Origin of the sequence: Methylocystis rosea SV97, assembly GCF_000372845.1 — a bacterium.
GTDB lineage: Bacteria > Pseudomonadota > Alphaproteobacteria > Rhizobiales > Beijerinckiaceae > Methylocystis > Methylocystis rosea.
The window spans coordinates 147,183-167,890 of the sequence record NZ_KB889964.1 but is presented as its reverse complement, the minus strand read 5'-3'; the positions used below and the strand labels follow the sequence as shown (position 1 = coordinate 167,890).

The following is a 20,708-nucleotide window of genomic DNA, read 5'->3' as shown; positions in this document are numbered from 1 at the left end:
TTGATGGGCTCAACATCGCTTTCGGCGACTGAACGAAACTTGCCCGGCGCCTCCGTCGAAAGCGTTGTCGCGCTTGCGAAGCAGCTAAGCCCCGAACTGGCTGCGGCCGCGCTGGATGCCGATGCGGCAGCGCATAGAGTGGGCGCGGCTGGCGTGCTCGCCGATCCGACGGTAACGCTGCAGGCGTGGGACGTGAATGGACGCGGCGTCGGCCAACGTTGGATCGGCTTCGAACAGGAATTCAAACTTTGGGGCAAACTCGACCTGGAGCGCGGCGTCGCAGAAGCCGACGCCGACGCTGCGAGGCATCAGAGTCGCGCCGTCGCCACAGATTTGATCGCCCGCGTCAAAACCGCTTATGCGCAATACGCCGCTGCGTCTCGGGCAATCGACCTCTCGGCTGGATTGAAGCGCCGGCTCGATGAAATTCTCGGCTTGTTGCGCTTGCGGTATGGCGCAAGCTCCGTCGACCAGCAGGAAGTGATCAAGGCCGAGATCGAGGCGGCGACGGCTGAAACAGAGGTCGTACGCCGTCAAGGCGAGGCAAAGTCGGCGTCCGCTCGCTTAAACGCCTTGATCGGTCGCGGCTCGCAAGAGCCGCTCGCTATTCCCAGAGGGTTTCGGCCGCTGAAGACAAAGCTGATGCTCGTCAGTGTTCAGGAGCTCGCGAGAGCCGCCAATCCAGCCCTCGCCACGACCAACGCGCAGGTCCGCGCGGCGACCGGAACTAAAGAGCTCACGGACCTGAATTACTACCCAAACGTTACCGTTGGAGCAACCTTTGTGCAGCGTCCCACCGGCGACAACACCGGGCAATTCATGCTTAATTTCAAAGTCCCGCTGCAATATGAGGCAAAGGACGCCGAACAGCGCGCCGCCAGTTCACGACTCGGCGCCGCCCAGATGCGCTACGACGCCATCCGAATCCGGCTCGACGGCGATGTCGCCGAGGCATGGTTCGGATTGGAAGCGGTGCGCAAGGCGATCCGCATTGTCGAACAACGCCAGCTCAATCCGGCGCGCCTGTCGGTAGAGACGGCACGAAGCGGCTTTGCAGCCGGAGCCGCCGACTTGACGACGTCTCTGGAAGCTGAACGACGCGTGCAAGCGATCGAACTCGAAATCCTTAAGCTTAGAGTCGAAGAGCAAGCCCGATACGCTGAGCTTGAACGTCTGGCGGGAGGCTCACTATGACTCGCCGTCACATCATTATTCTTTTGGGCTTTGCGGTCGTCGCGGCCAGCCTCGCTTGGTTGGTCGAGGGACGTTTCAAATGGGTCACACCTACAGGAACGCTGGGCGACGCCGGGCCTGGTATCTCGGGCAAGGCGCCTGCAACGACAGGCCGGATCATTTACTACAGGGATCCCGACGGTCGCCCAGCCTATTCCTCGACTCCCAAGAAGACATCGGCAGGCAAAGATTATCTGCCGGTGCGCGCCAGCGAGGATGTGAGTTTCGAGGAAAAGCCTCCTGCAGGCGCCGCCAAGAGAGGCGGCGAGCGACGCGTGCGCTTCTATCGCCATCCAATGGGCCTGCCTGACACATCGCCCGTTCCCAAGAAGGACGAGATGGGAATGGATTACATTCCCGTCTACGAGGACGAGGCGGAGAACGGCGCGACCATCACGATCAGCCCCGGAAAACTACAAAAGACCGGCGTTCGCTCCGAACCCGTCCAACGCCGGACGCTGAGCGTCCCTGTTCGAGCGACGGGCAGGATCGACTTCGACCCGCGACGTATCTCGATCGTCTCCCTGCGCTTCGAAGGCTTCATCGAGTCGGTCGGGAAGTTTGCGGAGGGCGATTACGTTCGCAAGGGCCAGACGCTGATGCGCGTGTATGGGCCGAATCTTTCGAGCGCAGCCGCCGAATATGTCGCCGTCCTCAACATGCGGCGTGGCGGCGGGATCGACGCCCAGCGTCTGGAGGGAGCCAAGCGGCGGCTCGTCAATCTCGGCCTCGACGAAAGCGCCATCGCTGTGATCGGGCGCGCCCGCAGCGTTCCACGTGTGATTGCATGGCCCGCGCCGCAAGACGGCCATGTCCTGGAGCGGGCGGCGACTAACGGCATGCGCGCCGCGCCAGGGGACATGCTGTTTCGCATCGTCGATCATTCCCTAGTTTGGGTTCTGGCTGACATCGCCGAGCGGGACATCGCCTTGATCCAGCCCGGACAAAAGGTCGACGTGCGGCCACGGGCTTACCCAGATCGAGCCTTCAAGGGGCAGGTCGCTCTGATTTATCCCCATCTCAATATGGAGACACGAACGGCGCGCGTCAGAATCGAACTGCCGAACCCCGACGGGTTGCTGCGGGGAGAAATGTATGCCGACGTCGAGATCGCAGCCGGCGGAAACGAGAAGGTGCTAACGGCGCCAGAAAGCGCCGTCATCGACACCGGTAAGCGGCAAGTGGCGATTGTCGACAAGGGCGAAGGGCGATTCGAGCCGCGCGAAGTCAAGATCGGCCGGCGCGGCGAAGGCTTCGTCGAAATCAAGAGCGGCGTGAGCGAAAACGAACGCGTGGTTACGGCCGCAAACTTCCTCATCGACGCCGAAAGCAATTTGAAGGCGGCGTTACGAGCCCTCGACCAAGGGGAGGCGGGCAAGTGATCGCCCGTCTCATCGCCTGGTCGGCGCGCAACCTTTTGCTCATATTCGTGGGCGCTGCCTTCGCGGTCGCAGGGGGCGTCTATGCCTTGCGCACACTGCCACTTGACGCCATTCCCGATCTCTCCGATGTGCAAGCGATCGTTTATACGGAATATCCGGGCCAGGCGCCGCAAGTCGTCGAGGATCAAGTCACTTATCCGCTCACCACTTCGATGTTGACCGTTCCGCGCTCCAAAGTGGTGCGCGGATTTTCATTCTTCGGCGTATCCTTCGTCTACGTCATCTTCGACGATGGCGTCGATATTTATTGGGCGCGCTCGCGCGTCCTCGAATATTTGAGCGCGGCGAGTAAGAGATTGCCGGCGGGCGTGACGCCTGTTCTTGGTCCCGATGCGACGGGCGTCGGCTGGGTCTATCAATATGCGCTCATCGCCAAGGATATGACGCTCGCCGAATTGCGCTCGATCCAGGACTGGACGATCCGCTACGGCCTCGCCAAGGCCGAAGGCGTCGCTGAGATCGCGAGCGTCGGCGGTTTCGTCAAGCAGTATAATGTCGTTGTCGATCCTAACCGACTACGCGCGCTCGGCATTCCACTGTCGAAAGTGCGCGGCGCCATCCGCGCCAGCAATACCGATGTCGGCGGTCGCACGGTCGAACTTTCCGAATTTGAATTCATTGTGCGTGGACGAGGCTATCTGCGCAGCGTGAGCGACCTGGAAAGTATTGTCCTGCGCGTCGAAAACGGCACACCACTTCTCCTGAAGGATGTCGCGCGCGTCGAGCTCGGCCCCGACGAGCGGCGTGGCGTCACCGAACTCAATGGCGAGGGCGAGGTTGCGAGCGGCATCGCGCTACAGCGTTATGGCGCCAATGCGCTCACAGTGATCGACAATGTCAAATCGACCCTTGCGCAGATGGCGACAAGCTTGCCCAAGGGCGTTGAGATCGTCTCGGTTTACGACCGCTCCCAGCTCATTCATGCAGCCATCGAGACGCTCAGGAGCACACTTGTCGAAGAAGGCGTCATTGTCGCTCTCGTCTGCGTCGTCTTTCTAATGCATGTGCGCAGCGCACTCGTCGCCATCATCATGCTTCCCATTGGCGTATTGATGGCTTTCGCCGCGATGAAGGCGCTGGGAATCGGCTCCAACATCATGAGTTTGGGCGGCATCGCCATCGCCATCGGCGCAATGGTGGACGCCGCCATCGTTATGATTGAGAACGCGCATAAGCATCTGGAGCGCGCGCTTCCCGACAAGCGGCGTATCGAGATATTGATCGATGCTGCGACCGAGGTTGGCCCCGCGTTGTTCTTCAGCCTGTTGATCATTACGGTTTCGTTCCTGCCGATCTTCACGCTCGAAGCGCAAGAGGGGCGTTTGTTCAGCCCGCTCGCCTTCACCAAGACGTTCGCTATGGCGGCGGCGGCGCTTCTTTCCGTGACGCTCGTGCCGGCGCTGATGGTCGTCTTCGTGCGCGGAAAAATTGTTCCCGAGGCGAGGAACCCCATTAATCGCGCACTCATCTGGCTCTATCGGCCGATCATACGTCTGGTGCTCAAAGCGAAAGTCGCCACTATTCTGCTGGCGCTGGGCGCGCTAGCGCTGACCATCATTCCGGCCCGCCAGCTCGGTAGCGAATTCATGCCCGCTCTCAACGAGGGCGCGCTTCTTTACATGCCGACGACGCTGCCGGGGCTCTCGGTCACCAAGGCCGCCGAACTCCTGCAAACGCAGGACCGCATCATCAAATCCTTCCCCGAGGTTCAGTCCGCCTATGGCAAGGCTGGGCGCGCTTCCACCGCGACCGACCCGGCGCCGCTCGAAATGTCCGAGACCGTCATCCAGTTGAAGCCGAAGGATCAGTGGCGTTCTGGAATAACGATCGACAAGCTCATTGCAGAAATGGATGCGGCGCTGCAATTCCCCGGCGTGTCGAACGCCTGGACCATGCCGATCCGAAACAGGATCGACATGCTGGCGACGGGGATCAGAACGCCGATCGGCGTCAAGATTTTTGGCCGCGACCTGTCGCAAATGGAGGGGCTCGCGCGCCAAGTCGAGGCCGTCTTGAAGCGCGTGCCCGGAACTTCGAGCGCCTACGCCGAACGCGTCATCGGCGGCTATTATCTGGATATTGTTCCCGACCGCGCGATGCTCGCGCGCTACGGCCTCATGATCGGCGACTTGCAAGAGGTTATCGCGACGGCTCTTGGCGGCGAGACCATAACCACGACCGTCGAGGGGCGTGAACGCTATGGCGTCAATATTCGCTATCCACGCGACTTTCGTTCTGATCCGAGGGCGATCGCCAGCGAAGTGCTGGTCGCCATGCCGGGCGGCGGGACGGTTCCGCTCGGCGAGGTGGCGAGGGTGGAACTCGTTCGTGGTCCAACTTCGATCCGCACCGAAAACGGCCAGCTCGCGGTCTATATCTTCGTCGATATTCGGGACCGCGATCTTGGCGGCTATGTCGCAGAAGCGCGTAAATCGGTCACAGAAGCGATCGAGTTCCCGCCCGGTTCTTATGTCACGTGGAGCGGCCAATTCGAATATCTGGAGCGCGCCGACGCGCGCATGCGGATCGTCGTGCCCCTGACGCTGCTCGTCATTTTCCTGCTGCTCTATCTGAATTTCCGCCGCTTAACCGAGACATTGATTGTCATGCTGTCGCTGCCTTTCGCACTGGTCGGCGGCGTGTGGCTGATGTGGTGGTTGAACTTCAACATGTCCGTCGCGGTGGCGGTGGGATTCATCGCGCTCGCCGGCGTCGCCGCCGAAACCGGCGTCGTCATGCTTATCTATCTCGATCACGCCATGCGCGAAATTCAGGCTGCGCGCGAGGCCTCGCGCGCCGCTTTCACGAAAGCCGATTTGCATGAGGCGATCATGCTCGGCGCTGTCGAACGCGTGCGGCCGAAGATGATGACGGTTGTCGCGATCATGGCGGGGCTCGTGCCGATCCTCTGGAGCACGGGCGCAGGATCAGAAGTTATGCAGCGTATCGCCGTTCCGATGATTGGCGGGATGGTGTCTTCGACGGCTCTGACGCTCATTGTCATTCCGGCGATCTATGCGCTGATCAAGGGGTTTGGCCTGCCTCAAAAAGGAGAGGTCAAGCAGGAGTTGGGGGGAACTATCCACGCAGCTCCATAGAACAATGCACAACAATCTTCACAGGAGGAAAGACTAATGCTTAGACTCTCTATTGCCTTAGCGACGATGCTGGCCCTATCCGTTCCCGCGATGGCCCAAGAGCTCCAGGAGCACGACCCGCAGACTCACGGAATGGTCCCCGGCGGGCATGGCCGTCACATGCATCGTGATTGGAGCACTCCTGGCCAACACAGACATAATGTGTGCTGGCACCGCCATCATGGAAAATGGGTGTGGGTCTGTCGCTGATGGAGAGAGCTTCGTGATTGAACGCATATTCGATGCGAAGCTGACGTACGGTAATTGTCGTCGACAATAATGGAACGGTCCGACCATCGATTTGCTGTCGGGCCGTGTTCCTTAGGCAAAAGTACGAGGCGCGGAAGGTCTCATCGGCGTGATATCATCCAAGGAGTCCGCGCCCCTCATAAACCGTCGAGCAAAATGGCGGACCGCATCCAGTGACTTGCAGTTCCGCCGTTAAACTTTGCGTTGTTGATCTTTTCGAGCGACGATACACGACGACATCGGTCGAGCGGGAGCCTCCGCAGCCAATGGTGTCGAGGCCGTGACTGAAGGAACCGCCATTTCTGGAAGCGGGGCGGCCGTATTGCCGAGTGAGCAACGACGATCGACCTTGCGCAAAGGACGCCTAGATCAATTACGATGCCGCTTCTGACGGCGCAAGGAAGGATGAACCGAGTGGCCCACGAGCATCGGCATGATCGCGCCTCGCATGAGGAATCGAAGACGGCCCGTGGCGGTGTCACAATCGAGGATGCGCATCAAGACCCATCCCATGTAGCGGACGTTATCTACACATGCCCGATGCATCCGCAGATTCGTCAGATCGGGCCCGGAAATTGTCCAATCTGCGGCATGACGCTTGAGCCACTCGTCGCTTCGACCGAAGCCGAACCGAACGCCGAACTCGTCGACATGACTAGGCGGTTCTGGATCGGGCTGGCGTTGGCGGCGCCGGTGCTCGTCTTGGAGATGGGCGGACATTTATTCAATCTCCATCACTTGCTAGCGCCGCAGGCGTCGAACTGGCTTCAGCTCATTTTGGCGACGCCGGTCGTGATTTGGGCTGGCTGGCCGTTTTTCGTTCGAGGCGCGCAATCGCTCGTGACACGTAATCTGAATATGTTCACGCTCATCGCCATGGGAACGGGCATCGCCTGGATTTACAGCGTCATCGCAACATTGGCGCCGTCGCTCTTCCCGCCGGCATTCCGCAACCTCGATGGCTCTGTCCCGATCTATTTCGAGGCGGCGGCGGTTATCACCGTCCTTGTTCTGCTTGGACAAGTTCTTGAATTGCGCGCGCGGGAACAGACCGGCGGCGCCATACGCGCGCTCCTCGATCTCGCGCCAAAAATGGCGACTCGGATTAACGCTAACGGATCCGACGAAGAAGTTGTGCTGGATCTTGTGAAGGTCGGCGAGCGCCTGCGCGTCCGTCCAGGAGAAAAGGTTCCTGTGGACGGCGAACTCGTCGAGGGCCGCAGTTCGGTCGATGAGTCCATGGTCACCGGCGAATCCATGCCGGTGACGAAGATTGCAGGCGACAGAGTCATCGGCGGCACGCTTAATCAGACTGGCGGCTTTGTGATGCGCGCGGAGAAGGTTGGCCGCGACACCGTGCTCTCAAGGATTGTCGAGATGGTCGCTTCCGCGCAGAGAAGCCGCGCGCCAATACAGCGCCTCGCCGATCAAGTGGCGGGATGGTTCGTGCCCGCCGTCATTCTCATCGCCGTTCTTGCATTTCTTGCCTGGGCAATGTGGGGACCGGAACCACGTATGACTTTTGGGCTCGTTGCATCCGTTTCCGTCCTCATCATCGCCTGCCCTTGCGCGCTCGGTCTTGCGACGCCGATGTCGATTATGGTCGGTGTGGGACGTGGCGCGCAGTCGGGCGTGCTGATAAAAAGCGCCGAGGCGCTGGAGCGCTTGGAAAAAATAGACACGCTGGTTGTGGACAAGACCGGGACGCTCACCGAAGGCAAGCCGCGCGTAACGGCCATCCTCGCCGTCGCCGGAATCTCCGAGGAAGATCTGTTGGCGACGGCGGCGAGTCTTGAACGCGCCAGCGAGCATCCGCTGGCGCTGGCGATCGTTCAGGCGGCAGCCGAGCGCGGGCTCGCGCTCAAGGGCGCGACGGATTTCGATTCCCCCGTGGGCAAGGGCGTCATCGGCCGGGTCGAAGGCGATGCGGTCGCGATCGGCAATCGTCGATATCTCGTGGAGCTCGGCGTCGATGCGACGCCGCTCGATAGCGACGCTGAGCGCCTGCGGGAAGACGGCGCGACAGCGATCTTCGTGGCGATCAACGGAAAGATTGCTGGCGTCATTGCCATTGCCGATCCGATTAAACCGACGACGGAAGCCGCGCTGCAATCGCTGTGCGAAGATGGCGTCGCCGTGGTGATGCTGACCGGCGATAACTGGACAACGGCGCGCGCCGTCGCCAAACGCTTGGGGATCGGCGAGATCGAAGCTGAGATCCTCCCCGAGGACAAGAGCAAAGTCGTGACCCGCTTGCGTGAGGCGGGTCGAATCGTCGCCATGGCGGGAGACGGCGTGAATGATGCACCTGCCTTGGCCGCCGCCGATGTTGGCATCGCCATGGGAACCGGAACCGATGTCGCGATCGAAAGCGCGGGGGTGACTTTGCTGAAGGGCGATCTCGGAGGCATCGTGCTTGGCCGACGCCTCTCCAAGACAACGATGCGCAACATCCGCGAGAATCTGTTCTTTGCATTCATTTATAATGCCGCGGGCGTGCCCATTGCGGCTGGCGCGCTCTATCCGATCTTCGGGCTACTCTTATCGCCGACGATCGCCGCCGCGGCGATGGCGCTGTCATCAGTCAGCGTCGTCGTCAATTCCCTGCGACTAAGGCGAGCCGAACTGGACCCCGAAAGAAAAATTGAGATGCCGCCATATTCGACCTAAGCAGAGGGCTATAGGACTATTCGGTGCGGAGGCAGTCACCACTCCCACAGCGCCGGCTGTTCTGTCACCACTTTGCCACGCACAACTCAAGAAGCATCCGTCATTTGCGGAACTCTCGCCCGTGTCATGAGAGCAAACATTTTAACCCGCATTCGCCGGATGAACTCTGATTTGGGCCGCCGCCAGTCTTGTCGACGGCGTAAAGCGTTCCCGCGTCATGAGTTCGAGCCAAAGGACGGGAGGAGTGCGTCCAGATGACAGGCAACTTGGCTGTTTCCCTTGTCAGAACGACGGCACCAGCCGTTGTGCTTTCCGTGACCGCGAGGCCTTGTCAAAGGCTCCAAATAGGCAGAGGATGGCATCCAAATCGGGGTCTTAAACTCGGCAGTTTTTTCTTAATGTCGGCTTCTTAATGTCGGCCAGGAAGCCCGATGCGGGACGTCCTCAGAACATACAGTTTGCCCTGCGGGCCTGCAATGCGCTGGCTCGTCAACCCGGGTCCAGGCGCGCCCCGTGACATTCAAGTGGCGTTGATTGGCGGATTGTTCGGGACTCTTCCTGTTTTCGCCGCCGGCGTCATCAATACGATTGCAGTGGCGGCCGCCATCGCCATTCGACAGCCGACGCCGCCGTTCATCTTTTGGCTCATCCTTGAGGTCGTGATCTGCGCGTCGCGGCTTACGGTGTTGTTGTTCGCGCGCCGCGCCGCCTCGGAGCGTCGCTTGACGCCGACGAACCTCTATCTCTGGCTCGGCCTGTTGTGGAGCGCCAGCATCGGCTATGGCGGGTTTGTCAGCCTGACCTTGGGCGACTGGGTGGTCGCCACAGTCGCCTGTTCGTCTGCCACGGCGATGGTCGGCGGCGTCTGTTTTCGGACTTTCAGCGCGCCACGCCTCGCGACCGCGATGATGCTGCTCAGTCTGGGCCCATTTGTTCCCGCGGTCATCATCGCGAGCGAGCCTTTGCTCTATGTGGTCTTGCTGGAGGTGCCGCTTTATCTCATGGCAATGAGCGCTGCCGCCTTTACTCTCAACAAGATGTTGGTCGCGACGATGCGCGGGGAGCGCGAGAACGACCATCGCGCGAAGCACGACTCGCTGACCGGGTTGTCGAATCGCGTCGGACTTGCCGCCGCCGTCGACGAGAACCTGAAAGGCGCGCCGCCGCGCGACGGCGCTCTGGCTGTCCTTTTTCTCGATCTCGACAACTTCAAAGGCGTCAACGATACGTACGGACACGCCGCCGGAGACAGGCTGCTCAAATCGGTCGCGGAGCGCCTCCGCCATTCCTTGCGCGCGACCGACGTGGCGGCGCGAATTGGCGGCGATGAATTCGTGGTGCTCGCCAAGGGCTTGACCAGCGAGCAGGCGGCGGAGCTGAGTCACCGGCTGACGAATTCTATATCAGCGCCCTATGACCTCGGCGACGGCGTTCGTGCGACGATCGGCGTAAGCGTCGGCGTAGCTCTGGTGCCGGAACATGGCGCAGACGCCGAGGCTCTTCTCGCTGTGGCCGACGAAGCGCTTTATGAGGCGAAGGTGCAACGGCAGGTGCGCGTGCTGCATGCCCGCCTTAAGGAGGATCAGTCACGCCGCATTGCGCCGACGGCGCGTGGCATAAGTCCCAGCACGCAATAGCGCCCCTCACGGTGGCCGATCGTCTACAACTCCGAATCCTCGCGGCTTGACGGCGACCCTTCGAAGCCTTTTCATGATCTCGGCCCCGTCGGAGATTGCGGTCACTTCGCCTCGCCCAACGTATCTTCGTGTTGGAGCGCTTGAAGCGCCCGTGATCGCAATTCGTGCTTCGACATGTCCGCTGTCGCAAAGTAGTGACCGGGCGGCGAGCCTCGCCGGCCACAGCCGCAGCGGGCGACAGCGATCTCAAATGTCCGTGCCTTTTCTGACCGGCTGCAGCGTACATGCGCCGTGTCGATGCTCACGACAAATTCTCGCTCCGGATCGTTGGGGAGATCGAGCTCAGATTGCTTGTGTTCGGATGATGATGGCGGGTCGAACCATGCGCGCTGGCGCGCCTTCTCATCCAGCGGTTCACCCAGTTTAATCCGTAAGCGCTGTTACGGCCCCACCTTCAAACGCGAGATGAAAGCGGCGAGTCTGATCTCCTGATTTGGAGATAAGGCTCGTGTCTAGACTTGATCCTTCGATTGAGCCGAACGGCTCCGGGTTACGGCGCATCGAGGTGATCACTGGAGCTGGCGGGCGGCGCCGGTGGTCCGAAGGGGAGAAGGCGCTGGCAGTCGAAGAGTCGCTGGCTCCTGACGCGGTCGTCTCGCAGGTCGCGCGTCGACATGGCGCTACGCCACAGCAACTGTTCACCTGGCGAAGGGAGGCGCGCCGGAGGGCAGAGGCGGCGGGCGCCCCGCCATTTGTTCCGGCAATTGCGGAGAACGCCGTCACCGCTGTGCACGCGGCGGCGCGTGGGCCGAAGGCGGAGCCCGCCGCTCCCGTCGTGGAGATCGAGATCGGCGAGGCGCATGTGTGGATCTGGCGTGATGCGGACATCGGCATGGCAACGGCGATCCTGCACGCCTTGCGAACCTCGCCAGGCGCAAAGTGATCGGCCCGACGGGCGCGGTTCGCGTCATGGTGGCGACGAAGCCCGTCGACTTCCGTAAGGGCGCGGAGGGTCTCGCGGCGCTGGTGCGCGAGACGATGCAGGCCGATCCCTTCGACGGCGCGATTTACGTTTTCCGCGCCAAGCGCGCGGATCGGGTTAAACTCGTGTTCTGGGACGGCACGGGCGTATGCCTCTTCGCCAAGCGACTGGAGGACGGCGAGTTCCGCTGGCCCAAGATCGATGACGGCGCCATGCGATTGTCGGCGGCGCAATTTTCGGCGCTGCTCGAGGGGCTCGACTGGCGCCGCGTCCACGGCGCGAAGGAGACGTCGGCGCCGACCTTGCCGGGATGATGCGACACAGTGAATCAGGGCGTCGAAGAGCGTCGAAAGACGGCGGAAAATATGGTCTTCTGCGTTTATGGCGCAGGCGATCGAGACGCTTCCCGACGATCCGAACGAACTGAAGGCGATGCTCCTCGCCGAGCGGGCGCGCAACGAGCGCCTCGTTCAGATCATCAAGGAGATGCAGCGCCATCGCTTCGGACGGCGCGCCGAAACGCTTCCCGAAGACCAGATGCTGCTCGCGCTCGAAGAGGTCGAGCAGACGGAAGCCGGCGCGGCGGCGGCGACGGAAGCAAAATCCGCCGCCGAACGCGAGAAGGCGGCCAGAAAGCGCCGCACGAACCGTGGCGCGCTGCCGGCGCATCTGCCGCGCATCGAAACCATCGTCGACATCGACGAGAAGGCCTGTCCCTGCTGCAAGGGCGCGCTCCACCGGATCGGCGAGGATGTCTCCGAGCGGCTCGACGTCGTCCCGGCGCAGTTCCGCGTGCTGGTGACGCGGCGTCCCAAATACGGCTGTCGCGCCTGCGAGGGCGCAATCGTGCAGGCGCCGGCCCCGGCGCGGTTGATCGAAGGCGGACTGCCGACCGAGGCGACCGTCGCCCATGTGCTCGTCTCCAAATACGCCGATCATCTTCCGCTGTATCGCCAGGCCCAGATTTACGCCCGGCAGGGGATCGCCCTCGACCGTTCGACGCTCGCCGACTGGGTTGGCCGCGCCGCCTGGCATTTGCGGCCCGTGCATGAGCGGCTTCTGGAACACATCAGGTCGTCGACAAAAATCTTCGCCGACGAGACAAGGGCGCCGGTGCTCGACCCCGGGCGCGGGCGCACCAAGACCGGCCAACTTTGGGCTTATGCGCGCGACGACCGGCCATGGGGCGGCGCCGATCCGCCGATCGCCGTCTATGTCTATGCGCAAAACCGAAAGTCCGAGCAGCCGCTCACGCACATTGCCGGCTTCACGGGTGTCGTGCAGGTCGACGGTTACGCCGGCTATCGCGCGCTGGCGCAGAAGAACAGCGTGTCGCTCGCCTTCTGCTGGTCTCACGTTCGCCGGCGCTTTTACGAACTCGCCGCGGCAGGTCCTGCGCCGATCGCCAGCGAGGCGCTGGCGCGCATCGGCGCGCTCTACGCCATCGAGAGCGACATCAAAGGTCGGAGCCCGGATGATCGGCGCGCGGCGCGACAGGAAAAATCCCGCCCCATCCTCGACGCCCTCGAGCCATGGCTGCGTGAAAAGCTCGCGCTGATCAGCCAGAAGACCAAGCTCGCCGAGGCGATCCGCTACGCGCTCTCGCGCTGGGACGGCCTGACGCGCTTCATCGACGACGGGCGCATCGAGATCGACTCGAACATCGTCGAGCGCGCGATCCGCCCCATCGCGCTCAATCGCAAGAACGCGCTCTTCGCCGGCTCCGACGGCGGGGCCGAGAACTGGGCGATCGTCGCGTCGCTCATCGAGACCTGCAAACTGAACGGCGTCGATCCGATGGCCTATATGGCCGATGTCCTCGCGAAGATCGACGGACATCTCGCGAGCAAGATCGACGAGCTCATGCCATGGGCCTACGCGCAGCCGGTCGCTCTCAAAGACGTGGCCTGAAAACAGCGCTTACGTTTCATCGTTCGGTGACGCAGGGTCATGAACGATTCCGTTGAAGGGATCGGGAGAAACTCCGCCAGCACATCCGCTGCCTTTCGGTAGGGCATCATGCTGCCCATGCGAGCCGACAATTCCATCAACTCCGGCGTCGCCTGATCGGGGCAGATATCGCGCAAAACGGCCGAAGCGTCACAAAAATAGGGAAGACAGCGCCGACAATTCATGATCCGCGGGTTGCTGACTTCGACACGTCCATAGACCGTCCGGATCTTGCGCTTGCCATAATCCTTGATGCGCCGAACGTCTTGCAATCGGTGCAATACTGCCTCGTCAGGACGTAGGCCTCGCATTGCTGCTTCACCACAAGCTGCTGCAATAACGCCATGATCGACTTGCCATCCGAAATTGAAAAACCGAGTTCGCCCTCCGACAGCCGATTGAACGGCTTTTCGATTACCATCTCAGCAGTGCCGCATCCGCTGAATTCGTCCAAGCCTTCAATCATGATCTTCCAGCGCATTGCCGTCCTCCGCAGGGTCGGCCATTTCTTGCGTCGGAAATCGTAAACGTCCGCCGTAACCCAGTTAGTTTTACGGTCCCGCGGCGTACCCCACCCCAGAAGGGCTGCTGTTCGCATAAACGCCGGTTATGGAAATTGGCTCTTGCTCATTGCGTGATCTGGAAACTCGACAGGCTGGCTCGGTCGCTCAAGTGGCTTATCCAAAAGAAGCGTTACGAAGAAGATCGTTCCCACACCAAGCTGAGACCTAACTTCTATCCGCCATCCGTTGTGGTCAGCGATCGTTTTGCAGATCGCTAGTCCGATTCCTGTGCCTGGATAGTAGGCCTTGCTGTGGAGTCGCTTGAAGGGCTCGAAAATGTCTCGAGCGTATTTCTCTTCGAAGCCAATTCCGTCATCGGCGATCGCAAGGCGCACATGGGACAAGTCAATGGGAACGGCGGAAATCTCTATCCTCGGAATCTTTCCAAGCTTACGGTATTTGATCGCATTCGAAACGATATTCTGCAGCAAGCGGGAGAATTGCGATCGATCGGCTCTGATCGCAAAGCCTGAAAGTTCTATATTTATCCGAGCCTGAGCTTCATTGATTAGTTCCGACAGGTTGGTCAGGGCGAGTTCAACCTCCTCCCGAAGATTCAGGGTTTCGAACTGGGGTTCGCTGTTGACCGCGCGGGAGAAGATGAGGACATCGTCGACGAGCTCGCGGGCACACAGCGCGGAAGTCCTTAGGACTTTGGCCGCACGTTTTATGTCTGCTTGATTGGAGTTCCTAACAGCTTCCTCCAGTAGATCCGCAAAGACCGCGATCTTGCGCAACGGCTCTTGAAGGTCATGCGACGCCACATAGGCGAACTGCAAGAGGCGTGCATTGGCGCGCTCGAGTTCGCTGGCATGCTGCGCCAGGGCGTTTTCCGCTTCGCGGCGCGGAGTAATATCGACGACCGTGGCCAGGACGATTAGTTCAGCCTTGGTTTCGATCGGCGTCAGCCCAATTTCGACCGGGAACTCTGTTCCGTCCTTGCGTACTCCCTTAAGATCGCGACCAGCGCCCATTGGCCGCTTGCTCGGATCGGCAAAGAAGCTTCGTCTTAACGCGGCGTGATTGCCTCGCAAGCGTGCTGGAACGAGAACATCGATTGATCGCCCGATCAAGTCGTCATTGGCGTAGCCGAACATTCGTTCCGTCTCGGCATTGGCGAATTCGATGAGGCCGTCAAGGCTTGTCATGATCATGGCTGCAGGAGAAGCCTCGACCGCCAAGCGGAAGCTATCGTTGCCTATGCCGTTCGGTCGCATATGTTTTACCCCAGCGTGCTCTCTTGCGGTTCGTCCATGTTAGCTTGAAAGCCTCCAGCGACGCTGTTTAAGGTTTCGAGCGCAGACCATGTCGAGTGCTCAAGACCAAGAAGAGATGGTGCTTCATATGCCGGCCATTGAAACAAAGAAAAGGCTAGTCCGGGTTTTGCTCATTGAGGACGACCTCGATGACGTTTTTCTGTTCACGCGAGCGCTCGAAGGAGTCCAGCTTGCTCTGGGCTTTGATATCGTTTGCGAACAGATCGGGAATGGACTCGACGCGATCTATCTGGTGTCGCGACAGGACCTCATGGACAAACTCCCCGATGTCCTGGTGCTCGATCTCAACATGCCCCGACTTGATGGAATCAAATTCTTACGGTCGCTCCGTCAGTCTCTGCTCCTGAAGGACCTGCGCGTCTTCGTGTTGACCACCTCCACTGAGAGCGCCATCCATGCCGAAGCCATGCAGGCGGGAGCTGAAAAGGTCTTCGTCAAGCCCGATAGCGCCGAAGCCCTACTGGCGATCGCTCGAGAAATCGTCGAGAAATCGACGAACCAATCAGCATAGCACAAGTTCAGACTCGCCGATGGCGCTCTCGCTCCGCCTCTCCGATTCCCGCTTTGTGCCGCAATTGACCGAACCAAGGTCCGGAGGCTTTTAGTCGTCATCAAACGGCGGCCGTCGCTGCCCAAGCCCCGCCGGAAAGCGTCGCTAAGTTCACGGATACGCTTAAGCCAAGCGCGGCGTGTGGACGTGTTCACATGGGAGCACGATGGCGGGCACTGAGTCGAGGCCGGATAGTCGCGCTGCCCTAAACCGGCGCGCGCCCATGATGGTGAAGTAACGCCCCGAAACCCAGCCAGCCATCGATCCCCCTCCTCAGCCGGCGCGTTCGACGATGTTGGCGAACACAGCCGGAATCTCGCGGCCTTGCACAGGGCCGCCGCCTCGATCGTCGAGGGGATTTTCGCCTCCACCGTCTCCACGGCCGAGAGAATCGCGACTTTGGGTCGCGCAATTCCGATGGCGTGCGCAAGATCGATAGCGTTTCGAATAATGTCGCGCTTGTCATCGAGGCAGGGCGATATGTTGATCGCTGCGTCGGTGATGAGCAGCGGTTTGCAATAGGTCGGCACGTCCAACACGAAGACATGACTGATGCGCCGCTCCGTGCGCAGGCCAGTCCCCTCCCGCACGATGGCGCTCATCAACTCGTCGGTGTGCAGCGCGCCCTTCATCAGGGCGGCAATCGTCGGCGAGGCCGAGCAAACGCCGGCGAATTCTACGAGCGTCTGATAATGCCAGGGAGTAAGGAGACAGCGAAGAGTGCGATGGCGATCCAGAAGAGGACGCGCGCACCCTTCATGGCGACGCCTGCGACACTGCGAGGAACTCGGCCTCGATTGGTCCGAGCAACCTGGACCAACGGGCCGGGTGTGAGGCGCGCGTCACAAACGACAGGTCAAGTCACTGTCGCGGGGATATCCGCCAAATAATTGGCGGCCGTCGCGCAGGCAATCGCGCGGGCGTCGACGGAGGCTGCGAAGCCCGGCGCTTGAAGAAAAAAAGCCCGGCCATCTCTGACCGAGCTACTCAGTACTGACTAACGCTTAGCCGGTGAGAGCACCGGTGCATCAACCTCAGTTGGCGTCTCCTCGGCAAATGCAAGCGTGGCCGCAAATGCAAGACGGCGACGTGTATTCATCCGAGTTCTTTGCACCTATGCGCTTTGGCCTCATCTCAGGCGGGCAACCAGCTTTTATTTTTGCGCCGCAATAGGAATGTTGTGCAGCGCACCCCATGTAGACCAGGCATGGCGACCGGGATTCACCCGGGCGCACAGGAACAAAAAGTGGGGACACAAAATGTCTACGGCCTTCAACGAGATGCCGACACTGTCCAATCCATTCGAGACCATTACCGCGTCGAACGAGTCAGCGGCCAAAGCGCTACAGGCCATCGCGACGGAAACGACGGACTATTCCAAGCAGGCCTTCGAGAAATGCCGCGTGCACTTCGAAAAGCTGATGGGCGTGAAGAAGTTCGACGAAGCGATCCAGTTGCATTCGGATTTCGCCAAAGCCGCCTATGAAGATTTCGTTGCGCAAGCCACCAAGGTTGGCGAAATGTATTCCAACCTCGCTAAGGAAGCCTTCAAGCCGCTCAAAGCCGCATCGCCTGTAATGCCGTGGGCTTCCGCTCCCCCGTCGAATGCGCCGGTTGCGGCGAGGCAGAGCTGATCTTAGGCATCGACGAGATGCATGATCGCATAATGACAGAACGCGCCGAGGCCGAAGCAAAGGCAGCGCGGTTGTTCTACGGGAACCAAGGCGAGCCGATATTTCTTATTGATCACGCTGACGAACTTGCCCGCATGAGAGCGCGCGCCTACGAGCTAGCGCTTGCAATCGACGGGCTTGAACTTCGCGAGGGGCGGCCGCACACTGGGCGACTCCAAGCCGCGTGCGGCGTCAGACGCCGCTCCCCCCTCAAACGGGAGGGGTTTTGGTTTGGCGCCCCTCCTGAAGGCTGGGTATTTCCCCTCGATTGGCTCCCGCGCAACGCATAAAGCCCGGCAATTTCTGACCGGGCGACATTCGCGACACCCCTCGAAGAGGGGTGTCGCGCGGGTTGCGTCGACTTTGCTGCTTATGGAATTAGCGCCGCCCCGATCGGCTTACCCAAAAACGCAATACGCCCCGACGCCGGATGTAAGCGCGGGGCGTTTTTTCTTTGAGCATGGATCATGGCGAAGATCGACCTTGCCCCTCGCGGCGCGCTGCGACGAGCGCCAGCTTACACCGTGCGCGGAATCCTGCCAACTCGATCCGAATGAACTCGAGCAGGCGTTTCGTCGTCATGCGGAAAGTCTCGACGTTTCCTGCGCCGCTGCGCCGTCCCGCTTCATCGCCATCGACGGAAAGACGTTGCGGCAAAGCTTCGTGCGCTGCCTTACGCTCGGCGTGCAGGCGCAATGACCGGACTACTTCAAGTGCCGGCTTCGCCGGCGGCATGCGTCAGGGCACACGCGCGATGGCCCGCGCCACGGCATCGCCGATCACTTCGGCTGGGCGCTTCTCGCCTTTAGGGCCGCGAGGCATTTTTCACCTCGTTCAACATCTTAAATAGCTCGTCTGGTGTTTCCTTCAGGTGCGCGTAATCATTCCCGGCACCCGTGAACGTCACCCGCGATCCTGTCGCATGCGGTGACACGATGGGTACAAGAGAGAAATAGATATGATTTATCGTAGTCCCATCATACGACATGCACTTAAACTATTCGGATGCCATGGCCTTCTCCCATGTTTCGCGCTTAGCATACCATGGGATTGATGCCCGGCACGAGCGATCGAATGACGACCAAGAGGACTTCGTAGATGCTGTGACCCACAAGCGACGAGACGCGAAGTCGGTGATCCCGATTTCGACCCTCGGCCAGCCCGGCGCCGCATGCGCGCCCGGCAGCGAAGTTAGGAACAATTAGCCGGTTAGAATTTTGAGCATGCCGGCGGCGCGTTGAAATCGACGCGAATTTGCAAACTCCGGCAAAGGTCCTGGGAAGTGCTCGAATTCGTGCCTTAGGAGTCGACGACCGATTCGTGCTGTTCTGCCACGGAAACTCGCGCCTCCGTGGAGATGACCGATGGCGCGGACGTTTTCGTTCATATCGGCGCGGTCGAGCGCGCCGGCCTGCGTGACCTGCGCGAACGCCAGAAGGTGCGCTATGAACTCACCCAGGACCAGCGGTCAGGCAAATCTTCTGCCGATCAGCTCAAGGAAATCTGACAAGACACGCTGGCGGCGACTTTCCGTCGCAAGCGGCTTCAATAACGAAAAGGGTCGCCGTTCTCGGCGACCCTTCTTTGGGTTGGAGGGACCGAAGGACCCTGGAGGGGCTCCAAGGTCCTAGAGTCTTCGCCTCTGCGGATATATCGTCCTCAAAAATCCATTCCGCCCATGCCGCCGCCCGGCATTGCGGGGGCGTCCTTCTTCGGGTGTTCGGTGATCGTCGCCTCGGTGGTGACAATCAGGCCGGCGATCGAGGCCGCATCCTGCAACGCGGTGCGCACGACCTTGGTCGGATCGATAATGCCGAGCTTCATCAGGTCGCCGAATTCGCCTTTCTGCGCGTCATAGCCGAAGCCGTATTCCTTCGACTCCATCAGCCTGCCGACGACCACGGCGCCGTCGCCGCCGGCGTTGTCGACGATCTGGCGCGCCGGCATCTGGATCGCCTTGCGGACGATGTCGACACCGGTCTTCTGGTCGGCGTTGCCGGTGACCAAATAATCGAGCGAGGCGATGGCGCGCAGCAGGGCGACGCCGCCGCCGGGCGACACGCCTTCCTCGACCGCCGCGCGCGTGGCGTTGAGGGCGTCGTCGACGCGGTCCTTCTTCTCTTTCACTTCGACTTCCGTCGCGCCGCCAACGCGGATCACCGCGACGCCGCCCGCGAGCTTGGCCAGACGCTCCTGCAGCTTCTCGCGATCATAGTCGGAGGTCGTCTCTTCGACCTGCGCCTTGATCTGCGAAATGCGCGACTCGATGTCCTTCTTCTCGCCGGCACCGTCGATGATCGTGGTGTTTTCCTTGTCGATGCGCACGCGCTTGGCGCGGCCGAGCATGGCGAGCGTGACGTTCTCGAGCTTGATGCCGAGGTCCTCGGCGATCAACTCGCCGCCGGTGAGGATGGCGATGTCTTCGAGCATCGCCTTGCGGCGATCGCCGAAGCCGGGCGCCTTGACGGCGGCGATCTTCAGGCCGCCGCGCAGCTTGTTGACGACGAGGGTCGCGAGCGCTTCGCCTTCGATGTCCTCAGCGACGATGAGCAGCGGCTTGCCGGTCTGCACCACCGCTTCGAGGATCGGCAGCAGCGGCTGCAGCGTCGAAAGCTTCTTCTCGTGGATGAGAATGTAGGGATCGTCGAGTTCGGCGATCATCTTCTCGGCATTGGTGATGAAGTAGGGCGACAGATAGCCGCGGTCGAACTGCATGCCCTCGACGATCTCGGTCTCGGTTTCTAGCCCCTTGGCCTCTTCTACCGTGATGACGCCTTCATTGCCGACCTTCTGCATCGCCTTGGCGATTTCCTGGCCGATGAACTCGTCGCCATTGGCCGAGATCTTGCCGACCTGCGCGATTTCCTCGTTCGAGACGACTTTCTTCGAGTTCTTTTTGAGATCGGTGACGACGGCTTCCACCGCGAGGTCGATGCCGCGCTTCAGATCCATCGGGTTTAGGCCGGCGGCCACTGCCTTGGCGCCTTCGCGGGCGATCGCCGCCGCTACGACGGTGGCAGTGGTGGTCCCGTCGCCAGCAGCGTCGTGCTGCTTCGACGCGACTTCGCGCACGAGCTGGGCGCCGAGGTTCTCGAACCTGTCGGCGAGCTCGATCTCCTTGGCGACAGTGACGCCGTCCTTGGTGATGCGCGGCGCGCCATAGGACTTCTCGATGACCACGTTGCGGCCCTTCGGACCGAGCGTGACTTTCACGGCGTTGTTGAGGATTTCGACGCCGCGCAGAATGCGGTCGCGCGCGTCAGTGGAAAAGCGAATGTCTTTGGCAGCCATGGCGTGGAACTCCGAGAGTGTGCAAGAGCAGGAATGAGCGAAAGGGCGGCGGGG

Annotated in this window: 15 protein-coding genes and 3 pseudogenes; 12 read left to right on the top strand and 6 right to left on the bottom strand. The window is 60.9% G+C overall.

Annotated elements, in window-relative coordinates:
- Positions 1-3 precede the first annotated feature (3 nt).
- From A3OO_RS0119795 to A3OO_RS0119770, 5 genes are all read left to right on the top strand, one after another.
- A complete protein-coding gene (locus A3OO_RS0119795; RefSeq protein WP_018409584.1) occupies positions 4-1,194 on the top strand; it encodes a TolC family protein in 1,191 nt (396 codons plus the stop codon).
- On the top strand, positions 1,191-2,615 hold the full coding sequence (locus A3OO_RS0119790; RefSeq protein WP_018409583.1) for an efflux RND transporter periplasmic adaptor subunit: 1,425 nt from the start codon (positions 1,191-1,193) through the stop codon (positions 2,613-2,615). The genes A3OO_RS0119795 and A3OO_RS0119790 overlap by 4 nt, the downstream gene beginning before the upstream one ends.
- The gene (locus A3OO_RS0119785; protein WP_018409582.1) at positions 2,612-5,773 is read left to right on the top strand and encodes an efflux RND transporter permease subunit; all 3,162 of its coding nucleotides are present in this window, start codon (positions 2,612-2,614) and stop codon (positions 5,771-5,773) included. The genes A3OO_RS0119790 and A3OO_RS0119785 overlap by 4 nt, the downstream gene beginning before the upstream one ends.
- 666 nt (positions 5,774-6,439) lie before the next feature.
- Complete coding sequence (locus A3OO_RS0119775; protein WP_018409580.1) at positions 6,440-8,731, top strand: copper-transporting P-type ATPase; 2,292 nt, start codon at positions 6,440-6,442, stop codon at positions 8,729-8,731.
- A 431-nt stretch (positions 8,732-9,162) separates the two neighbouring features.
- On the top strand, positions 9,163-10,368 hold the full coding sequence (locus A3OO_RS0119770) for a GGDEF domain-containing protein (RefSeq protein WP_026223180.1): 1,206 nt from the start codon (positions 9,163-9,165) through the stop codon (positions 10,366-10,368).
- Positions 10,369-10,410: 42 nt separating this feature from the next.
- On the opposite strand, the pseudogene A3OO_RS23280 reads toward A3OO_RS0119770, so the two are convergent.
- Positions 10,411-10,796: pseudogene (locus A3OO_RS23280) on the bottom strand (ISKra4-like element ISMet1 family transposase); the annotation flags it as partial.
- 80 nt (positions 10,797-10,876) lie between these two features.
- Here A3OO_RS23280 and tnpA point away from each other — a divergent pair.
- From tnpA to tnpC, 3 genes are all read left to right on the top strand, one after another.
- Positions 10,877-11,311 (top strand): IS66-like element accessory protein TnpA, encoded by a 435-nt coding sequence (tnpA, locus tag A3OO_RS0119765; RefSeq protein ID WP_026223174.1) that lies wholly within the window; start codon positions 10,877-10,879, stop codon positions 11,309-11,311.
- A complete protein-coding gene (tnpB, locus tag A3OO_RS0119760; RefSeq protein ID WP_018409578.1) occupies positions 11,308-11,664 on the top strand; it encodes an IS66 family insertion sequence element accessory protein TnpB in 357 nt (118 codons plus the stop codon). Before tnpA ends, tnpB begins: the two co-directional genes overlap by 4 nt.
- 67 nt (positions 11,665-11,731) lie before the next feature.
- Positions 11,732-13,261, top strand: a complete 1,530-nt coding sequence (gene tnpC / locus A3OO_RS0119755; RefSeq protein ID WP_018409553.1) for an IS66 family transposase — start codon at positions 11,732-11,734, stop codon at positions 13,259-13,261.
- Positions 13,262-13,278: 17 nt separating this feature from the next.
- Here the strand turns inward: tnpC and A3OO_RS24440 are convergent.
- A pseudogene (locus A3OO_RS24440) lies at positions 13,279-13,781 on the bottom strand (ISKra4-like element ISMet1 family transposase); the annotation flags it as partial.
- Between the two features lie 126 nt (positions 13,782-13,907).
- Positions 13,908-15,044, bottom strand: a complete 1,137-nt coding sequence (locus tag A3OO_RS22315; protein ID WP_245257238.1) for a sensor histidine kinase — start codon at positions 15,042-15,044, stop codon at positions 13,908-13,910.
- 124 nt (positions 15,045-15,168) lie between these two features.
- Between A3OO_RS22315 and A3OO_RS0119735 the strand changes: the two genes are divergently transcribed.
- Entirely contained in the window at positions 15,169-15,651 is a 483-nt protein-coding gene (locus A3OO_RS0119735; protein WP_245257237.1) for a response regulator, read from the top strand.
- A gap of 162 nt (positions 15,652-15,813) precedes the next feature.
- On the opposite strand, the gene A3OO_RS24890 is transcribed toward A3OO_RS0119735, so the two are convergent.
- Together A3OO_RS24890 and A3OO_RS23270 are read right to left on the bottom strand one after the other, a co-directional pair.
- Positions 15,814-15,915 carry a ParB N-terminal domain-containing protein gene (locus A3OO_RS24890; protein ID WP_425338982.1) on the bottom strand — a complete coding sequence of 34 codons (102 nt, stop codon included), beginning with the start codon at positions 15,913-15,915 and terminating at the stop codon, positions 15,814-15,816.
- A 92-nt stretch (positions 15,916-16,007) separates the two neighbouring features.
- A pseudogene (locus tag A3OO_RS23270) lies at positions 16,008-16,328 on the bottom strand (phosphate acyltransferase); the annotation flags it as partial.
- Positions 16,329-16,949: 621 nt separating this feature from the next.
- On the opposite strand from A3OO_RS23270, the gene A3OO_RS0119720 reads away from it, so the two are divergent.
- The 3 genes from A3OO_RS0119720 to A3OO_RS23265 all read left to right on the top strand — a co-directional run bounded on the left by A3OO_RS0119720 (position 16,950) and on the right by A3OO_RS23265 (position 18,870).
- Complete coding sequence (locus tag A3OO_RS0119720) at positions 16,950-17,324, top strand: phasin family protein (RefSeq protein ID WP_018409572.1); 375 nt, start codon at positions 16,950-16,952, stop codon at positions 17,322-17,324.
- A gap of 522 nt (positions 17,325-17,846) precedes the next feature.
- Positions 17,847-18,062, top strand: coding sequence for a hypothetical protein (locus A3OO_RS24105; protein ID WP_198008877.1), 216 nt, complete (start codon positions 17,847-17,849; stop codon positions 18,060-18,062).
- A gap of 652 nt (positions 18,063-18,714) precedes the next feature.
- Positions 18,715-18,870 (top strand): cold-shock protein, encoded by a 156-nt coding sequence (locus tag A3OO_RS23265; RefSeq protein WP_018409569.1) that lies wholly within the window; start codon positions 18,715-18,717, stop codon positions 18,868-18,870.
- Between the two features lie 152 nt (positions 18,871-19,022).
- Here the strand turns inward: A3OO_RS23265 and groL are convergent, their stop codons facing one another.
- Complete coding sequence (gene groL / locus A3OO_RS0119695) at positions 19,023-20,654, bottom strand: chaperonin GroEL (protein ID WP_018409568.1); 1,632 nt, start codon at positions 20,652-20,654, stop codon at positions 19,023-19,025.
- Between the last annotated feature and the right edge of the window lie 54 nt (positions 20,655-20,708).